The 15,594-nt window shown below is 72.8% G+C and carries 15 protein-coding genes; 9 read left to right on the top strand and 6 right to left on the bottom strand.

Annotation, left to right across the window (positions count from 1 at the left end; all coding sequences use genetic code 11):
- The first annotated feature begins 165 nt into the window (after positions 1-165).
- Genes BLU79_RS48235 through BLU79_RS15190 form a run of 9 tightly spaced genes read left to right on the top strand, consistent with a single transcriptional unit; the run spans position 166 to position 8,070 of the window.
- On the top strand, positions 166-666 hold the full coding sequence (locus BLU79_RS48235; RefSeq protein WP_093906276.1) for a hypothetical protein: 501 nt from the start codon (positions 166-168) through the stop codon (positions 664-666).
- Positions 666-1,625 (top strand): V-type ATPase subunit, encoded by a 960-nt coding sequence (locus BLU79_RS15225; protein WP_093906275.1) that lies wholly within the window; start codon positions 666-668, stop codon positions 1,623-1,625. Before BLU79_RS48235 ends, BLU79_RS15225 begins: the two co-directional genes overlap by 1 nt.
- Positions 1,612-3,108 (top strand): V-type ATPase 116kDa subunit family protein, encoded by a 1,497-nt coding sequence (locus BLU79_RS15220; RefSeq protein WP_256333315.1) that lies wholly within the window; start codon positions 1,612-1,614, stop codon positions 3,106-3,108. Before BLU79_RS15225 ends, BLU79_RS15220 begins: the two co-directional genes overlap by 14 nt.
- Complete coding sequence (locus tag BLU79_RS15215; protein WP_093906274.1) at positions 3,105-3,521, top strand: ATP synthase subunit C; 417 nt, start codon at positions 3,105-3,107, stop codon at positions 3,519-3,521. The genes BLU79_RS15220 and BLU79_RS15215 overlap by 4 nt, the downstream gene beginning before the upstream one ends.
- A 2-nt stretch (positions 3,522-3,523) precedes the next feature.
- Positions 3,524-3,751 carry a hypothetical protein gene (locus BLU79_RS15210; protein ID WP_256333314.1) on the top strand — a complete coding sequence of 76 codons (228 nt, stop codon included), beginning with the start codon at positions 3,524-3,526 and terminating at the stop codon, positions 3,749-3,751.
- Positions 3,748-4,275, top strand: a complete 528-nt coding sequence (locus BLU79_RS15205) for a V-type ATP synthase subunit E (protein WP_093906272.1) — start codon at positions 3,748-3,750, stop codon at positions 4,273-4,275. Before BLU79_RS15210 ends, BLU79_RS15205 begins: the two co-directional genes overlap by 4 nt.
- Positions 4,263-6,035: a V-type ATP synthase subunit A gene (locus tag BLU79_RS15200; RefSeq protein ID WP_093906271.1), complete on the top strand. Its 1,773-nt coding sequence runs from the start codon at positions 4,263-4,265 to the stop codon at positions 6,033-6,035. Before BLU79_RS15205 ends, BLU79_RS15200 begins: the two co-directional genes overlap by 13 nt.
- Positions 6,032-7,450 carry a V-type ATP synthase subunit B gene (locus BLU79_RS15195; protein ID WP_093906270.1) on the top strand — a complete coding sequence of 473 codons (1,419 nt, stop codon included), beginning with the start codon at positions 6,032-6,034 and terminating at the stop codon, positions 7,448-7,450. The genes BLU79_RS15200 and BLU79_RS15195 overlap by 4 nt, the downstream gene beginning before the upstream one ends.
- Positions 7,447-8,070: a V-type ATP synthase subunit D gene (locus BLU79_RS15190; RefSeq protein ID WP_177001027.1), complete on the top strand. Its 624-nt coding sequence runs from the start codon at positions 7,447-7,449 to the stop codon at positions 8,068-8,070. Before BLU79_RS15195 ends, BLU79_RS15190 begins: the two co-directional genes overlap by 4 nt.
- A 28-nt stretch (positions 8,071-8,098) precedes the next feature.
- Here the strand turns inward: BLU79_RS15190 and BLU79_RS15185 are convergent, their stop codons facing one another.
- The 6 genes from BLU79_RS15185 to BLU79_RS15160 form a co-directional block, all read right to left on the bottom strand.
- A complete protein-coding gene (locus tag BLU79_RS15185; RefSeq protein ID WP_093906269.1) occupies positions 8,099-8,755 on the bottom strand; it encodes a potassium channel family protein in 657 nt (218 codons plus the stop codon).
- Positions 8,752-9,411, bottom strand: a complete 660-nt coding sequence (locus BLU79_RS15180; protein ID WP_093906268.1) for a potassium channel family protein — start codon at positions 9,409-9,411, stop codon at positions 8,752-8,754. Before BLU79_RS15180 ends, BLU79_RS15185 begins: the two co-directional genes overlap by 4 nt.
- Positions 9,408-12,239 carry a cation-translocating P-type ATPase gene (locus BLU79_RS15175; protein WP_093906267.1) on the bottom strand — a complete coding sequence of 944 codons (2,832 nt, stop codon included), beginning with the start codon at positions 12,237-12,239 and terminating at the stop codon, positions 9,408-9,410. The genes BLU79_RS15180 and BLU79_RS15175 overlap by 4 nt, the downstream gene beginning before the upstream one ends.
- A 213-nt stretch (positions 12,240-12,452) precedes the next feature.
- Positions 12,453-13,328 (bottom strand): universal stress protein, encoded by an 876-nt coding sequence (locus BLU79_RS15170; RefSeq protein WP_093906266.1) that lies wholly within the window; start codon positions 13,326-13,328, stop codon positions 12,453-12,455.
- Positions 13,329-13,557: 229 nt separating this feature from the next.
- Positions 13,558-15,054, bottom strand: coding sequence for a multicopper oxidase family protein (locus BLU79_RS15165; protein WP_093906265.1), 1,497 nt, complete (start codon positions 15,052-15,054; stop codon positions 13,558-13,560).
- An 82-nt stretch (positions 15,055-15,136) separates the two neighbouring features.
- Positions 15,137-15,586, bottom strand: a complete 450-nt coding sequence (locus tag BLU79_RS15160) for a hypothetical protein (RefSeq protein WP_143052499.1) — start codon at positions 15,584-15,586, stop codon at positions 15,137-15,139.
- Between the last annotated feature and the right edge of the window lie 8 nt (positions 15,587-15,594).

Raw genomic sequence — 15,594 nt, 5'->3', positions numbered from 1 at the left:
CGAGGACGCCGTCCACCTACGCGGTCAGTTTCGCATCGATCGGCAGGCGCGGCCTCCGGGCCGAACGGCCCTGCCTGCGGGACAGATGGGCCGGTGCGGCGCGACACGCCATCCCCTACCAAGGAGACTGGGAAGCAGGGCCTTGGCCCACCAGGAGGAGAGTTCGTGACGGGTTTCCGGGACTTTCTGACACGGTTCCGGCCGGCGGCATCGCCCGGCCGGGCCGCACCGAGCGGTGTCCCCGCGGACCGCTCCGCCGAACTCCGCGCGGAGCTCGCACCGCCCCTCGCCCTGCTCGAACAAGCGGAGGCGGAAGCCCGGACCGTACGCAAGCGGGCCGAGGCAGCCGCCGCGGTTCGTCGGCAGCGTGCCGAACGGCAGGCCGAGGCGATCGTCGCCGCGGCGCGAGCGGAGGCCGACCGGGTGCGGGAACGCGCCGCCGAGGAGGCGTTGCGTGTGGCCGAGGGCGAGGCGGCGGCGCTCCTCGCAGAGGCGGAACGGGAGGCAGTCGACGTACGCGACCGGGCCAGGAGCCGGACGCCCGCGCTCGCCGACCGTGTGCTCGTGCTGGTGCGCGAGGACCTCGCGGCGGGGGAGGGGGCGCCACCCGTACCGGAGGACCAACTGGCTCCAGGCCGGGAGAGGCCACATGGAGGTGGTCCGTGATGGGCGCCGGATGGGTGGCCGGCGTGACCCGGGCGCGCGCTCTGCGGACCAGGTGCCTGGGAGCCGAGGGTATCGGGGAGGTGGCCGCGTCCACCACCCTTGATGACGCACTGCGCTACTTGGCGGCCACGCCGTACCGGCACGACGTCACCCCGGGGGCGACGCCGGCCGAGGCCCAGCGCGCGGTCTCGGCGACATTGCTGTGGCATCTGCGGGTCCTCGCCGGCTGGCAACCGGCCACCGGCGCCGACGCCGTCCGGGCGCTCGCTGCCGGGTTCGAGTTCTCCAACACCCAGCGTCACCTCAGGGCACTCGCAGCCGACCCGCGACAGCCGGGCTCCGAACGCCCCGCCCTCCCGCCCTACCGCCTGGGCGCGCTGGCGACGGCCTGGACACGGCTCGCCCGCACCCGTACGCCGTCGGAGCTGCGTACCGCCCTGGCGGCCTCCGTCTGGGGCGACCCCGGGGGCGACTCCCTGGCAGCGGTCGCCACCGGTATGCGCGTCTCCGCCGCCCTGCGGCTCGCCACCACCGTTCCCGACGCGGCGCGCTGGGCGGCGGCCCGACTTGCCCTGCTGTTCGGCCGTGAGGCGTTCGTCGTCGGCCGCCGGATGCCGGACGTCTCCGTCCGCCGGGCGGCTCGCCTGCTCGGCCCGCGAGCCGTGGGCGCGGGGTCGTACGCCGACTTCCGGCAGGCGCTGCCGGCCACCGCGAGGTGGCTGCTGGACGACATCGACGAGGCGGCGGACCTGTGGCGGGCGGAGGCGCGCTGGTGGAACGCGGTCGAGCGGGACGGCCGGGAACTGCTGCGCCGGTCCCGTTTCGGGCCGCAGCCGGTAGTCGGGGCCGTGGCACTGCTGTCCGTCGACGCGTGGCGGACCCGCGGCGCGCTGGAACTGGCCGCCCGGGGCGGTGGCCCCGGGGACTGGCAGGCGGAGGTGCTCGATGCTCCGGGCTGAGGCGGCGGCCCCGGTCCGGATGCGCAGGGTGGCCATCGTGGCCCCGGAGAAGGCGCTGCGGGAGAGCCTGGTGCGGATCGCCGAGGCGGGCTGCGTCGAGATCGACCTGGCCGGGGACGGAGGGCCGGATGTCCGTGGGCCGGCGGCCACGTGCCTCCAGCGGTTGCGCACCGAGCCGGCGCAACCCGTTCTCAGCGACGCACCCCCTGACCTGGACGGCCTGGAGCGTGAGGGCCGGACGGACCTGTTGGCGGGCGAGGCGCAGTTGGAGGAGCGGCTCGGCAGCGCGGTCCGCCACGGCGCGGTCGCGGCACTGGCCGGTTGGTGCCCCGAAGCGGAGATGGGCGTCACGGCCGCTCGCATCGCCGGTGTCGGGGGCGCGCTGGTGCCGTTGCGGACCCCGCGCGGCGTTGATCCGCCGACCTTGCTGATCGGAGCGGACACCACACACCCGGCCTACCCGACGAGGACCCTGCGCCATTCCTTCACGCCCCTGGTCAACACGTACGGAACCGTGCCTTACGCCGATCTTGACCCCACCATGCCGGCCGGGATCATCTACGTGGTGATGTTCGGCTTGATGTTCGGCGACGCCGGGCACGGGTTGCTGCTGGTCGTCGTCGCCCTCATGTTGCGAGCGGGCCGGCCGCGACGAGTGGCGGCGCTGCGCATGCTGTGGCCCTTCGTCGCCGGCGCTGGGCTCGCCGCCACCTCGGCCGGGGTGGCGTACGGCGAGTTCTTCGGCCCGACCGGCGTGGTGCCCGTGCTGTGGCTGGAACCGCTGGAGGAGCCCATGCGGCTGCTGGCCACCGCCGTCGGACTCGGCGCCGTGCTGCTGGCCGTCGCCTATGCCGCGGGGATCGTGAACCGGTGGCGGGAGGGCGGACCTGCGGCAGCCCTGTACGCGACGACCGGGATAGCCGGGGCGGCGCTCTATCTCGGTCTCGCTGCCGTTGCGGGGTACGTGTGGCTCGGCCAGGCTGCGTACGGGGTCGTGGGCGCCGTGATCGCGGCCGTCGGGCTGGCGCTGGCAGGGGTGGGGCTGTACGCCACCACCGCGGGTGGTCCGGGCGGTGCCGTGCAGACCGGTATTCAGCTGTTCGACGCGGTGGTGCGGATCGGCTCGAATGTCGTGTCGTTCGCGCGGCTGGCGGCCTTCGGCCTCACCCATGCGGCGCTGGGGGCGATCGTCTGGGATGGCACGACGGCTCTGGCGAGTCGGGGCCCGGTGGGCGTCGTCGCAGCGGTGCTCGTGTTTCTCGTAGGCAATGCCCTGGCCTTCGCGCTGGAGGCCCTGGTGGCCGGTGTCCAGGCGCTGCGGCTGGAGTTCTACGAACTGTTCTCCCGGCTCTTCGAGGGCGAGGGCCGCCCCTTCAGGCCCTGGCACCTGCCCGTGCAGCACTTCAAGGGGGCGGACGCCGGTGCCTGGCCGCCCGCAGCGGCTCAGGCCGTGGTGCGCGGCCCGGCGAAGGAGGAAGCGTGATCACCTGGTTTTTGGCCCTGCCCGTCATCGTGGCGGGATTCGTCGCCGTACGCCTTGTCCTGCGCCGCTCCGGCCGGACGGCCCTGTGGTGGATGGTCGCAGCTGACGCCGTGCTCCTGGTGGCCGCCGCCGTGGTCCTCACCCTGGCGCTCGGCGGCGGAAATGCGCAAGCCGCGACCACGGTGGCGCAGGAGTCCGGCTCCGGCTCCGCCGCCCTGATCGGCGCCGCGATCGCGGTGGCCGGCGCGACGATCGGCGCGGGCATCGCCGTCGCCTACACCGGAGCGGCGGCCCTCGCGGCTCTCAGTGAACGGCCCGAACTCTTCGGCCGTGCCATGGTCATCGTCGGCCTGGCCGAGGGCATCGCCATCTACGGGCTGGTCGTCGCGGTCATCCTCATCGGCAAGGCGTGACCATGGGCCGCGTCGCCGCCCTCGGAGAGCGGTCCCGTGTGGCCGGTCTGGCGCTGGCCGGAGCGGTCGTGCTCGTCGCCGACGACCCCACGGCCGTACGCCGGATGTGGCGGACTCTGCCGGACGGCGTAGACCTGGTGATCCTTACCCGTGCCGCGGCCGAGGCACTGGAGTCGGCCCCTGCGGCGCCCGGGGGGCGTCGCCCGCTGACGGCTGTGATGCCGCCATGACGACCCCGGCTCCCGAGCAGACGTCCGACGCACTCTCGCCGGTCCGGGCGGGGCTGCTGCGAGCCGCGCACACGGATGCGGAAGCGCTCCTGGCCGGTGCCGAGCGGGAGGCCGTCGCACTGCTCGACCAGGCCCGCACCGAGGCCCGGACGATCCTCGACGAAGCCCGGCGCCAGGGCGAGGCCGACGGTGCGGACGCCGCCCGCGACCTCCTCGTCAGGGCGAGGCGGGAAGCCAGGTCCCGCACGCTCACCGCTCGCCGGGAGTCGTACGAGGAGCTGCGCCGCGAGGCCGACGAGCGGGTCCGGGAGCTGCGCCGGACCGATGACTACCCGTCCCTGCGAGAGCGGTTGGAACACCGGGCGCGTGTCCTCCTCGGTGCCGCCGCCGAGGTGACCGAGCACGCCGACGGGGGTGTGCTGGCGCAGGCGCCGGGCAGGCGGGTCGATCTGTCGCTGACCGCGCTGGCCGACCGCGCGCTGGATCGTATGGGAGGGGCGGTGCGGAGCCTGTGGGAGCCGTGACGGAAGCTGCCGGGACGCGTCACCGGGCGACTGCGCGGGAGCCGGTCTCCCGGATCCTGCGCGTGACCGGACCGCTGGTGGAGATGGAGTACACGGGCGGCATCGCGATGTACGACCTGGTCTCGATCGGCCCGGCCGGGCTGCCCGGTGAGGTTGTGGCCATCAGCGGTGACGTGGTGACCGTCCAGGCGTACGAGTACACCGGTGGACTCGCTCCGGGGCAGACGGCGCTGCCCCAGGGCCGTCCGCTGTCGGTGCGCCTCGGCCCCGAGCTGCTCGGCGGGATCTTCGACGGCCTGCTGCGCCCCCTGTCCGGCGCCGGCGACTGGCTGCTGCCCGGGGCGGGGCGGCACGCTGCCGAGGAACGCACTTGGAACTTCTCCCCGTCTGTGGCGGAGGGCGAGCAGGTGGCCGAGGGGGCGGCACTCGGGGAGATCCGGGACGCCGGAGCGGCGCGGGTGCGGGTCCTCGTGCCGCCCGGCTGCGGGGGCATGGTCGAGGAGATCGCCGTGGCCGGGGGCCGCCCGCGAGACGCTGTGGTGGCTGTGGTGGGCGGCACCGAGGTGACGGTCGGCGCTCTGTGGCCGGTGCGCCGACCGCGTCCGGTGCGGGAGCGCGTCGACAGCCACGAGGCCCTGAACACCGGGCAGCGCGTGATCGACCTGCTCTTCCCCGTGGCCCGGGGCAGCACGGTGGCGGTGCCCGGTGGCTTCGGCACCGGCAAGACGGTGCTGCTCCAGCAGATCGCCAAGTGGAGCGACGCGGACGTCATCGTCTACGTCGGCTGCGGGGAGCGCGGCAACGAGATGGCCGACGTCATCACCGAACTGTCGGAGCTTCGGGACCCGCGCTCGGGCGGGCGCCTGGCGGACCGCACGGTGACGATCGCCAACACCTCCAACATGCCGATGATGGCCCGGGAGGCGAGCGTCTACACGGGGATGACGGTCGCCGAGTACTTCCGGGACATGGGCCTGGATGTGGTCGTCATTGCCGACTCGACCTCCCGGTGGGCCGAGGCACTGCGCGAGTTCGCCTCCCGTACCGGTGCGCTGCCCGCCGAGGAGGGCTACCCGGCCGGACTGGCCTCCGCCATCGCGGCCTTCTACGAGCGAGCCGCCGCCGTGACCACGCTCGGCGGCAACCGGGGCTCGGTCACTGTGATCGGCGCGGTGTCGCCGCCCGGCGGGGACATGACCGAACCGGTGACCGCACACACCGAACGCTTCGTCCGCTGCCTGTGGACCCTCGACCGCGACCTCGCCTACGCCCGTCACTACCCCGCGGTTTCCTGGGCCGGGTCCTTCTCCCGGGACGTACCGGTTCTGGCCGCCGGACACCGGGCGGCCGGCGATCCGGCGTGGGCCGGGCGCCGCGACAGGGTGGGAGCGGTCCTGGCGGAGGCCGACCGGCTGGCCGATCTCGTGGACCTGATCGGGATCGCCGCCCTGCCCGCGCGGGAGCGGATCAGCGTGCTGGCGGGGAGGCTGGTCCGCGAGGGCGTACTGCAGCAGAGCGCGCTGTCCGAGCGGGACGCGTACTGCGGGCCGGAGAAGACGGCTGCCCTGGCCGACGCAGTCCTCACGATCGCCGACCGCTGCCGCGAGCTGGTGGACTCCGGCGTCTCGGCGGCCTCGGTCGAGGCGATCGACTTCGGTCCCCTGCTGCGTGCCGGCGAGGACACCGACCCGCACGACGCCGCCGGGGTGGCGGTGCGGCGGGACGCCATGCTCGCCAAGTTGGGGGAGGTGCGGCCATGAGCCTGTCCGGCGGGATCGAGTACACGGCGGTGCGCGAGCTTCGAGGTCCGCTCGCGATCGTCGAAGGCGTTTCGGGGGTCGGCTGGGACGAATACGTCCGTATCACCCTCGCCTCGGGCGAACGGTGCCACGGTGTGGTTCTGGACGCCGACCGCGACCTGGCGGTCGTGCAAGTGCTGGAGGGCACCGCGGGCATGGACCCGGAGGGGGTCCGGGCGGCCTTCTCGGGCAGTCCGCTGCGCGTCCCGGTCGGCACGGACTGGCTCGGTCGCGTCTGCAACGGCCGTGGCGAGCCCCTCGATGGTGGTCCACCCGTCCTCGGCGCCCACGACGCCGAGGTGGGTGGCGCTCCCATCAACCCGGTGCGGCGCGAGCCCCCGTCCGAACCGGTACTCACCGGTGTCGGGGCAGTCGACGCCCTGACCACGCTGGTGCGGGGGCAGAAGCTTCCGGTGTTCTCCGTGGCCGGGCTGCCGCATCTGGAGCTGGCCGCCCAGATCGCCGCCCAGGCCACCGCGGCGGGAGAGGCGTTCAGCGTCGTCTTCGCGGGCATGGGCCTCACCCACGCCGATGCATCCTTCGTGCGCGACGCCCTGGAGGAGCGGTCCGCGGCCGGAGAACTGGTCCTGCTGCTGAACACGGCCGACGACCCGGTGATCGAACGGATCCTCACCCCGCGGATCGCGCTCACCGTCGCCGAGCACCTCGCCTTCACCGTGGGGCGGCACGTCCTCGTGGTGATGACCGACATGACGACGTACGCCGAGGCCCTGCGCGAGGTCTCCGCCGCCCGCGGGGAGATCCCCGCCCGCCGCGCCTACCCGGGCTATCTGTACAGCGACCTGGCCTCCCTGTACGAACGCTGCGGACGCATCCGGGGCCGCCCGGGCTCGGTCACCGTCCTGCCGGTGCTCACCATGCCCGCGGGCGACATCACCCACCCGGTGCCGGACCTGACCGGCTACATCACCGAGGGCCAGATCGTGCTCTCGCCCGAAACACAGGCGCGGGGCGTCTACCCGCCGCTGGACGCCCTGTCCTCCCTCTCCCGGCTGATGCGCAAGGGCGCCGGCCCCGGCCGTACCCGCGACGATCACCTCGACGTCGCGGCCCAGTTGCTGGCCGCCCTCGCCCGCGCCCGGCGGGTCCGCGATCTCGCCGACCTGGTCGGCCAGGCGGCGCTGAGCCCCACCGATCGCCGCTACCTGGACTACGAGGAGGCGTTCCTGCGGGACTTCGCCGACCAGCGCAGCGACGAACCCCGCGACCTCGACACCTCGCTGGACCGCGGCTGGCGGGCCCTGCTCACCCTGCCCCGCAGCCAGCTCTCCATGCTTCCCGCCCGGCTGCTCGACGCCCACGGGGCGAAGGACCTCGACGACCACGAGGACAGTGACGAGGGGGCGTCCCGATGACCGGCACCCGCCGCCGTACGCCGCCCGGTCGTGCCGGACGGCTGCGCCTGCGGCACAGCCTCGATGTCGCCGTGCGCGGAGCCGACCTGCTGGAGCAGAAGCTGCGCATCCTGCGCTCCGAGCACCAGCGGCTGCTGCGTGCGGAGGAGGAAGCCGGCCGGGCCTGGCAAGACCTGCTGCCCGAGGCCGAGGGCTGGCTGCTGCGGGGACTGCTCCTGGGCGGGGAACAGGCCCTCGACTCCGCCGCTGCGGGCATCGGCCCCGCCGAGGTCACGGTGCACTGGACCGTATCCATGGGGGTACGTCATCCGGCGGCGGTCTCCACGTCCGTACCCGCCCGTCCGCCCACCGCCGCCGCGCCCTCCAACACGGCGCTCGTCCTTGCGGAGGCGGCCTACGGCCGTGCCGTGCGCGCCGCTGCCGAGTACGCCGCCGCCCACGCCGCCGCCGAGGCGGTGGGCGCGGAGGTCCTCAGCACCCGGCACCGGGTGCGTGCCCTGCGGCGCCACTGGATCCCCCGCCTGCGGGAGGCGCTCGACCGGGTCGACCTGGCCCTGGAGCAGGCCGAACACGAGGACAGCGTCCGGCGGCGCTGGGCGGCTCGGACGGGCGGGCGGTGACCGCTCGGCGCTCCGGATCCGGGGCGGTTCACTGGAACGCCGCGTGGATCTCCTGTTCGGTCGCGGAGTGCGAGACGAGCAGGAGTTCATCCCCGACCGCGAGCCGGATCGCCGGATCCGGCACAGTGGGCTGTCCCCCGCGGACGATCGTGGCGACGACCGTCCCTTCAGGCAGCCGGATGTCGCGCAGAACCCGGCCCACAGCCCTGGACTGCGGCGTGATGGCCGTCTCGATGACGTCGACGCCGGCCTTGCTGAGCCGCAGCAGGGCGACCGTGTCGGTGGCCCCGGTGGCCTCCTCGATGAGGGAGATCAGCGGGGTGGCGGCGGGAACGGCGACGTCGACGCCCCAGCGTTCGTCGAACAGCCATGCGTTGTCGGCGTCATTCACCCGGGCGGCCACGCGGGGCACCAAGAACTGCCGCTTGGCGAGCAGACTGATGACGAGGTTGTCCTCGTCGTCCCCGGTCGTGGCGATGACGAGGTCGGCGGTCAGGGCACCAGCGTGCTCCAGGAGGACGGGCTCGCAGGCGTCGCCCGCCATCAGCCGCACCTGGATCCGGCCTTCCAGTTCGGCCACCCGGTCGTCGTCGATGTCGATCAGCGTGACCTCGTTGCGGGCCGCGGAGAGCACCTGTGCGATCTGGGTGCCGAGCCGTCCCGCGCCGGCGATGAGCACGTTCACGTCCCCAGCTCCTTGTCGAGAAAACCGCGCAGCCTGCCGAGCGCGGTGGCGGCGACGGCGAAGGTGACCAGGTCGCCCGCCTGCGCGAGCGTGCTGTGCGCGGGGATCAAAGAGCGGCCCGCGCGGGTGACCTCGACGACCCGGATCTCGCCGTCGACGTCGAACTCGGTCAGCCGCCGCCCGACGAGGTAGCCGGGCACCTCGGAGCGGACGAGCAGGGTCTCTCCGTTGCCGAAGCTGAGTTCGGGGCTCAGATGGCGGTGCAGCAGCATCTGGTGGATCTGGTGCACGGTCCAGCGGACGCTGGCAATGGTGGGGATGCCGAGTTCGCGGTAGATGTCGGCGCGCCGGGGGTCGTAGATGCGGGCGAGGACGATCGGCACCCGGTACGTCTCCTTCGCTGTGCGCGCGCTGACGATGTTGCTGTTGTCGCCGGAGGTGACGGCCACGAACGCGTCCGCGTGCTCGATCCCGGCGGTGCGGAGCACGGCGCGGCTGTAGCCGTTGCCCTCGTGGAAGCGGATGCGAGGGCTGTCGGGCAGCCGCCGGGCCGCCTTGGGACGCCGGTCGACGACCTGCACGTCGTGCCCTTCCGTGGCGAGCAGATCGGCGAGGGTGGAGCCCACCCGTCCGCAGCCGACGACGATCACCTTCATCGTGGGGCTCCTTTCCGGCGGTCGGCGCGTCGGCGCAGCCACCCCTTCCGGGCCTCGTCCGCGATCAGGGGCAGGGTGCCGAGCCCGGCCAGGACCGCCCAGTCGGCCGGGTCGAGCGGGGCGGTGTTGAACACGGCCTGCAGCAGCGGCAGATAGCTGATCGCGGCCATGAGGGCCACGCCGAAACCACCCGCCGCCAGTAGCGCCGGATTGGACAGCAGACCGACTTTCAGAATGCTCTGCCGGTCGGTGCGCACGGCGAGCGCGTTGAAGAACTGGCTGAGCACGATCCCGGCCTGGACCATGGTGATCGCTTCCTGGTAGACGAGGGTGTCCTCGGTGAAGTCGTCGAACGGGATGCCCGAGGAACCGATGTGCCAGAAGAACACGCCGGTCACGCAGACCGCCTGGATGCCGCCCAGGAACAGGATCCGCCCCACCACGGCGGCCGAGAACAGACGTTCCCGGCGAGAACGCGGCGGGCGGTCCATCACGTCGGGCTCCGGCGGCTCCGCGCCCAGGGCCAGGGCGGGCAGCACATCGGATCCCAGGTCGATCGCCAGGATCTGTACCGCACTGATGGGCACCAGCGGGAATCCGGCGAAGGTCGCCGCCAGGATCGGTACCAGCTCCCCGATGTTGTGGCTGAAGAGGTAGACGAGGAACTTGCGGATGTTCTGGTAGACCGCCCGGCCGAGCCGCACCGCGGCCGCGATGGAGGCGAACGAGTCGTCGAGCAGCACCACCGAAGCCGCCTCCCGGGCCACGTCGGTGCCCGATGCCCCCATCGCCACGCCGATGTCCGCGTGCTTGAGCGCGGGGGCGTCGTTCGCCCCGTCGCCCGTGACCGCCACCACCTCGCCGCGCCGCTGGAAGGCGGTGACCACGCGCATCTTGTGCTCCGGGCTGACCCGGCACAGCAGCAGCTCGGACGGCTCGGCGAGCAGCGCGTCGAGCGCCTCGTCGTCCATGGTGTCCAGCCGGGCGCCCGTCACCACGAGCGGATCCGGCCGCCGTACGATTCCCACGCGGCGAGCCACAGCTTCCCCGGTGAGCGGGTGGTCGCCGGTGACCATGACGATCCGGATGCCTGCACGGCGGCAGGCGGTGACCGCGTCGGTGACCTCCGGACGCGGCGGGTCCAGCATGCCGACCAGGCCCAGCAGCGTGAGTCCGGACTCGGCCTCGTCCTGGGTGGGGCGGGGCACGTCCAGCTCCCGCCGCGCGACGGCCAGCACCCGCAGCCCTTGCGACGCCAGCGCGTCACCCGCCCCGACGACCGCCGCCCGTTCCTGCTCGGTCAGCGGCCCGCGCCGGCCTTCCCACTCCACGTCGGTGCACCGCTCCAGCAGCTCCAAGGGCGCTCCCTTGACGCACGCCTGGTAGCGAGCGCCGCTTTTGTGCACCGTGGTCATCAGCTTGCGGGCCGAGTCGAAGGGAAACTCGGTCACTCGCGGGGCCGCCGTCTCTTCCGCGGCCAGGTCGAGCCCGGCCTTGGCGGCGACGACGAGCAGTGCTCCCTCGGTGGTGTCACCGAGCACCCGCCAGTGCTCCCGACCCTCCGGGCCGGTGGGCGGTACCATCCGGGCGTTGCAGCACAGGCCCGCCACCCGAAGCAGCTCGCGCACCGGCACCACGTCGGCGACCTCGCCGTCCGGGGCGTACCCCACACCGCTCACGGGGTGCGGCGCACCCCCGGCCCAGACCCGGGTGACGGTCATCTCCGCCTGCGTGAGTGTCCCGGTCTTGTCGGTGCACACGACCGTGGTCGACCCGAGCGCCTCCACCGCCAATAGCTGTTTGATCAGGGCACGGCGGCGCGCCATCCGCCGTACGCCGATCGCCAGGGACACCGAGAGGGTGGCGGGCAGCCCTTCCGGCACCAGGGCCACCATGACCCCCAGTGCGAACACGAACGAGGACACCACGGACTCCCCGGCGGGCAGCCGCACGGCGAACATCAGGGCACCGATCGCCAGAGCCGCCCCCGCCACCCGTCGCGCCATCGAGGCCACCTGGAGCTGCAGCGGGGTCTTCTGCCGCGGGGCAGCGGCGGCCAGCCGGTAGATCCGCCCGAACTCGGTCGTCGGACCGGTGGCGAAGACGACGGCCCGCCCGGACCCGGCGACGACGTCGGTCCCCATGAACACGCAGTTGCGGACATGAAGCGGCGGTCCGGCCGCCACCGCATCGGCCGTACGGCCCACGGCGTCGCTCTCCCCGGTCAACGGCGCGTTGTTCACTGCGAGTTCGTGCGCCTCGACCACCCGGCAGTCCGCAGACACCGCATCGCCGGCTTCCAGCAGGACCACGTCGCCCGGCACCAGCTCCCGGGCCGGCAGCTCCCGCCGTTCGCCGCCGCGCAGCACCCTGCAGGTGTGGGGCACCATCGCCTCCAGCGCCTGGGCCGTCCGCTCGGCCGAGTACTCCTGCGCGAAGCCGATGACGGCGTTCAGCAGCACCACGCCCAGGATCGCCACCGCCAGTTGCAGGGTGCCCACGTCCTGCGGCTCTTCCAGTCCGTACGCCAGGAAGGTGATCCCCGACGCGACGATCAGCACCACCGCGAAGAGGTCCGTGAACTGCGCGACCAGCTGCCGCCACACGGCGCGGCGCCCCGCACGCGGCAGTTCGTTGGCCCCGTACTGCTCCTGCCGCGCTCGGGCCTGAGCCGCCGACAGGCCGCGTCGTGACGTGTCCAGCGCGGAAAAGACGTCACCGGCGGCAAGTTCCCGTACCGGAGGACGCGGACCGGAACCTGACGCGGCACCGACCACCTCGCCCCTCCCGCCCCCCGGTACCAGCGGGTCCGTACCGGTGCGCATCATCCGATCCCGTACGGTGACGAGGGCTTCGGCACCGGTGGAATCGGCCGGATCGCGCGGAGGAACGGGGCTGAAGCTGCCATCGCGGACTCCAAGGAATGCGGCTGCCGTCTCGCCGGTTCGCCGCCCATGAACGGCAGCGAACTCTCATCGTGTGCCGGGTCCGCCGACATCACCAGGGCCGTTCGGGGCAGAGGCCCCGGGCCGTTCGTCGGCTCACACGGGGACCGTGATGACGGGACAGCGGGCGTGGTGCAGCACTCCCTGACTCACCGAGCCCAGCAGTATGCCCGTGAATCCTCCGTGCCCCCGGGTTCCCACCACCAGTCCCAGGGCGTGTTCCGAGGCCTCCGTCAGGACCTGCACCGGGTGGCCGCGGACGACATCGTGGTGCAGCTCCACGTCCGGGTATGTCGCGGTGCGGCCCGCGACCGTCTCGGACAGCACACGGCGGCACTCCAGAACCGCGGCGTCCTCGTCCAGGGCACCGAGGAGCGGCGGATGCCACACATACAAGGCCCGCAGGAGACCTCCGTGCAGGGCCGCCTCCTCGAACGCCACATCCACCGCCGCGGCCGAATGCGGACTGCCGTCGACGCCGACCACGAAGTACGCGGGCTGCTGGGTGACGTGCTCCGGCTCCGGTACGACCGCAACCGGGCAGGCAGCGTGGGCAGTGAGCGGGAGCGCCACGGAGGCGGAGCTGAACATTTCACGCCTTCTGCTCAGCTGCCAGGAGCCCACCACGACCAGGGCGGCGCTGCGCGCCTCCTCGCGCAGCACCCACGCCGGCTCACCCTCCGCCAGCAACGTCGACACCTCAACCGTCGGCCGCCGCGCCTCGACGAAGGCGACCGCCTCCTTGAGCACCTGGTCACCCAGGCCGTGCAGCGCCTGGTTCCACTCCTCCCAGGACGGCCGCACCTCTCCCGATCGATAGCCGCGGGTCGGCACGCCCTGGGCGTGGACGAGCCGCAGCGGCACGCGACGCCGATCCGCCTCGTCGGTGGCCCAGGCCAACGCAAGCCGCTTCGAAGGATCGGGGTCGACGCCCACCACGATCGGCCGACGTCCGTCCGCACCACCTGCCATGGCCGCCTCCAGAAGATCTCCCGCGTCGCTGCCCGTTCGCTGTCCTTCCAGCCTCACCCCTGCCGCCGAGCGCCGCCATGCCATGCCTTCGCGGGTGCATGACCTCAGAGAGGAGCTGGATGGGGTGCTCACTGGTGGAGCACCCCTCGGTCCGCTGTCGAGGCACGCGCCGCCCGGACCTCCCTGGGTGCGGGCACCTTCCTGGAAGGGGCGGGGCAATCCCCCTACGTCAGGCCCGATAGGCGAGGACGGCCATCATCCCGGCCTCCGCGTGGTAGGCGTTGTGGCAGTGGAGCATCCACTGCCCCGGGTTGTCGGCATCGAAGACGACCGACACCGTCTTCTTCGGCAGCACGATGGCGGTGTCCTTGCGCGGGCCGTCGGTGCCGAGCTGGTAGGTGTGGCCGTGCAGGTGTATCGGGTGCCACATCGTGCTGCGGTTGACGAAGTCCAGTCGGACCCGCTCACCGGCTTCGACGATCAGCGGGTGGGCGGCCGGATCGCTCATGTCCAACTGTTCGCCGTTGATGGCCCAGTTGTAGTGATGCATGTCGCCGGTCAGCTCGACGCGGTGGACGCGATCGGGTGTCTTCGAGGTCAGCCGGATGTCGTCGGTCGCCCGCAGCTGCGCGGCGGTGAGGATCTTCCCGTCCAGCTCCTGCGGCCGCACGCCCGGTCGCGGGGCTGTGCCGGCACCGGTGCGAACCAGCGCCCTGCCCGCGGCGCCCTTGCCCTCGGCCAGTGCGACGAGCGGGAAGACGCCGTCGCCGAGGGTGACCAGGACGTCGTATCGCTCACCCATGCCGATCAGCAGCGCGTCGACTTCCTGGTGCTCGACGGGATACCCGTCGGTGTGGGTGACGGTCATCCGGTGGTCGCCGAGCGCGACACGATAGGCAGTGTCCCCGCCCGCGTTGATGATGCGTAGCCGGACCCGCTTGCCGGGCCTTCCCCTGTGGACGACGGGGTCGGCGGCGACCCGGCCGTTGACCAGGTGGTACGGGTACTTCACGTCGCCGGCGTCGCCGCCGAGCAGGTCGCTCGTGGCGCCCATCAGCATGAACCCGCCCATGTGCATGCCTCCGGCCATGCCCTGCCGCAGTTCGTCGTAGACCTCGTCGGGGGTGCCGGTGACGCCGTCGATCCAGTCGTCCAGGACCACGACCCACTCGTCGTCATAGGACAGCGGCTCGTTGGGGTCCTCGACGATCAACGGGGCGTACAGACCGCGGTCGAGTTGGACGCCGACGTGGGGGTGGACGAAGTACGTCCCGGGAGTACCGGTGATGAAGCGGTAGGTGAAGTTGGAGCCTGCCCGTACGGCGCGCTGGGTGACCGGGGGTGCGCCGTCCATGTCGTTGCGCAGGGCGATGCCGTGCCAGTGGAGGGAGGTGGTGGTTTTGTTCGGCAGTTGGTTGGAGAGCTCGGCGGCCAGGGTGTCGCCGACGGAGACCCGGATTTCCTTGCCCGGCACCTGCCCGCTGAACGCCCAGCTCTTGGCCGTGACCCCGCCGCCGAGGTCGAGCACGGCGGGCGCGGCGGTGAGGCTCATGTTGCGTACCGTCCCGGTGCCGGCGCGCCGCTTCTCGGCGGCTGCCACCGCCGAGCCGGAGGGGCTGACCAGGGCGGGTGTACTGCCGGAGCCGTTGGTGCAGGCGGCGAGCGTGCTCGCTCCCGCGGCGCCGAGGGCGGCCAGCAGGAGGGAGCGGCGGCTGATGTCGTTCATGGTGTGAGTCTCTTCTCGACGTGCCTGACGGGGTCGCGTGCGGGACGGGCCGTCCGCGCGCGGGCGCGCGGAGGCCGTGGGCCTACAGCAGGAACCGAGAGAGGGCGGACAGGTCGGGAGGCGCGCGGCTGGGCGTTCCGGGCGCCATACGGCCAAAGGGCAGACCGAGCGCGGAATCGTCGGCGCAGTAAAGGCACAGAGCGGTTGGCGGCGTGAGGCGCACCGTATTGACGTCGGCGGCCGAGCAGTGCTGTGAGGCCATGGCCGAACAGGCGCCCTCGCCGCGGTCGGAGGCCGGGGGCGCGGGAGTAGAGGCGTGCATGGCCGACGTATGACCCTGGTGGTGTTGGGACATCGCGCTCGCGGCGACAGACGCGGAGGTACCGGAGGTTGGTGTCGGGGCGGCTGTCCCGGCCGTCGTCTCGTGGTGGATGAGCACCGTGAGAACCGCGAACAGTGTGATGACGGCAGCACGCATACGGCGGACCGTTCCGCCGTATGCGCTGATCCGCCGGGCTCGGCGTGCCGTCATCGCTTCCA

The sequence above is a fragment of the Streptomyces sp. cf386 genome, assembly GCF_900103585.1.
Taxonomy (GTDB): domain Bacteria; phylum Actinomycetota; class Actinomycetes; order Streptomycetales; family Streptomycetaceae; genus Streptomyces.
This window is presented reverse-complemented; position numbering and strand designations above follow the sequence as displayed.

Bases quoted from the DNA above. Each gene is read 5' to 3' on its own strand.
- BLU79_RS15195 (WP_093906270.1), top strand. From the start codon at position 6,032: ATGAGCCTGTCCGGCGGGATCGAGTACACGGCGGTGCGCGAGCTTCGA.
- BLU79_RS15180 (WP_093906268.1), bottom strand. From the start codon at position 9,411: ATGAAGGTGATCGTCGTCGGCTGCGGACGGGTGGGCTCCACCCTCGCC.
- BLU79_RS15160 (WP_143052499.1), bottom strand. From the start codon at position 15,586: ATGACGGCACGCCGAGCCCGGCGGATCAGCGCATACGGCGGAACGGTC.
- BLU79_RS15220 (WP_256333315.1), top strand. From the start codon at position 1,612: ATGCTCCGGGCTGAGGCGGCGGCCCCGGTCCGGATGCGCAGGGTGGCC.
- BLU79_RS15225 (WP_093906275.1), top strand. From the start codon at position 666: ATGGGCGCCGGATGGGTGGCCGGCGTGACCCGGGCGCGCGCTCTGCGG.
- BLU79_RS15205 (WP_093906272.1), top strand. From the start codon at position 3,748: ATGACGACCCCGGCTCCCGAGCAGACGTCCGACGCACTCTCGCCGGTC.
- BLU79_RS15175 (WP_093906267.1), bottom strand. From the start codon at position 12,239: ATGATGCGCACCGGTACGGACCCGCTGGTACCGGGGGGCGGGAGGGGC.
- BLU79_RS15165 (WP_093906265.1), bottom strand. From the start codon at position 15,054: ATGAACGACATCAGCCGCCGCTCCCTCCTGCTGGCCGCCCTCGGCGCC.
- BLU79_RS15210 (WP_256333314.1), top strand. From the start codon at position 3,524: ATGGGCCGCGTCGCCGCCCTCGGAGAGCGGTCCCGTGTGGCCGGTCTG.
- BLU79_RS15190 (WP_177001027.1), top strand. From the start codon at position 7,447: ATGACCGGCACCCGCCGCCGTACGCCGCCCGGTCGTGCCGGACGGCTG.
- BLU79_RS15170 (WP_093906266.1), bottom strand. From the start codon at position 13,328: ATGGCAGGTGGTGCGGACGGACGTCGGCCGATCGTGGTGGGCGTCGAC.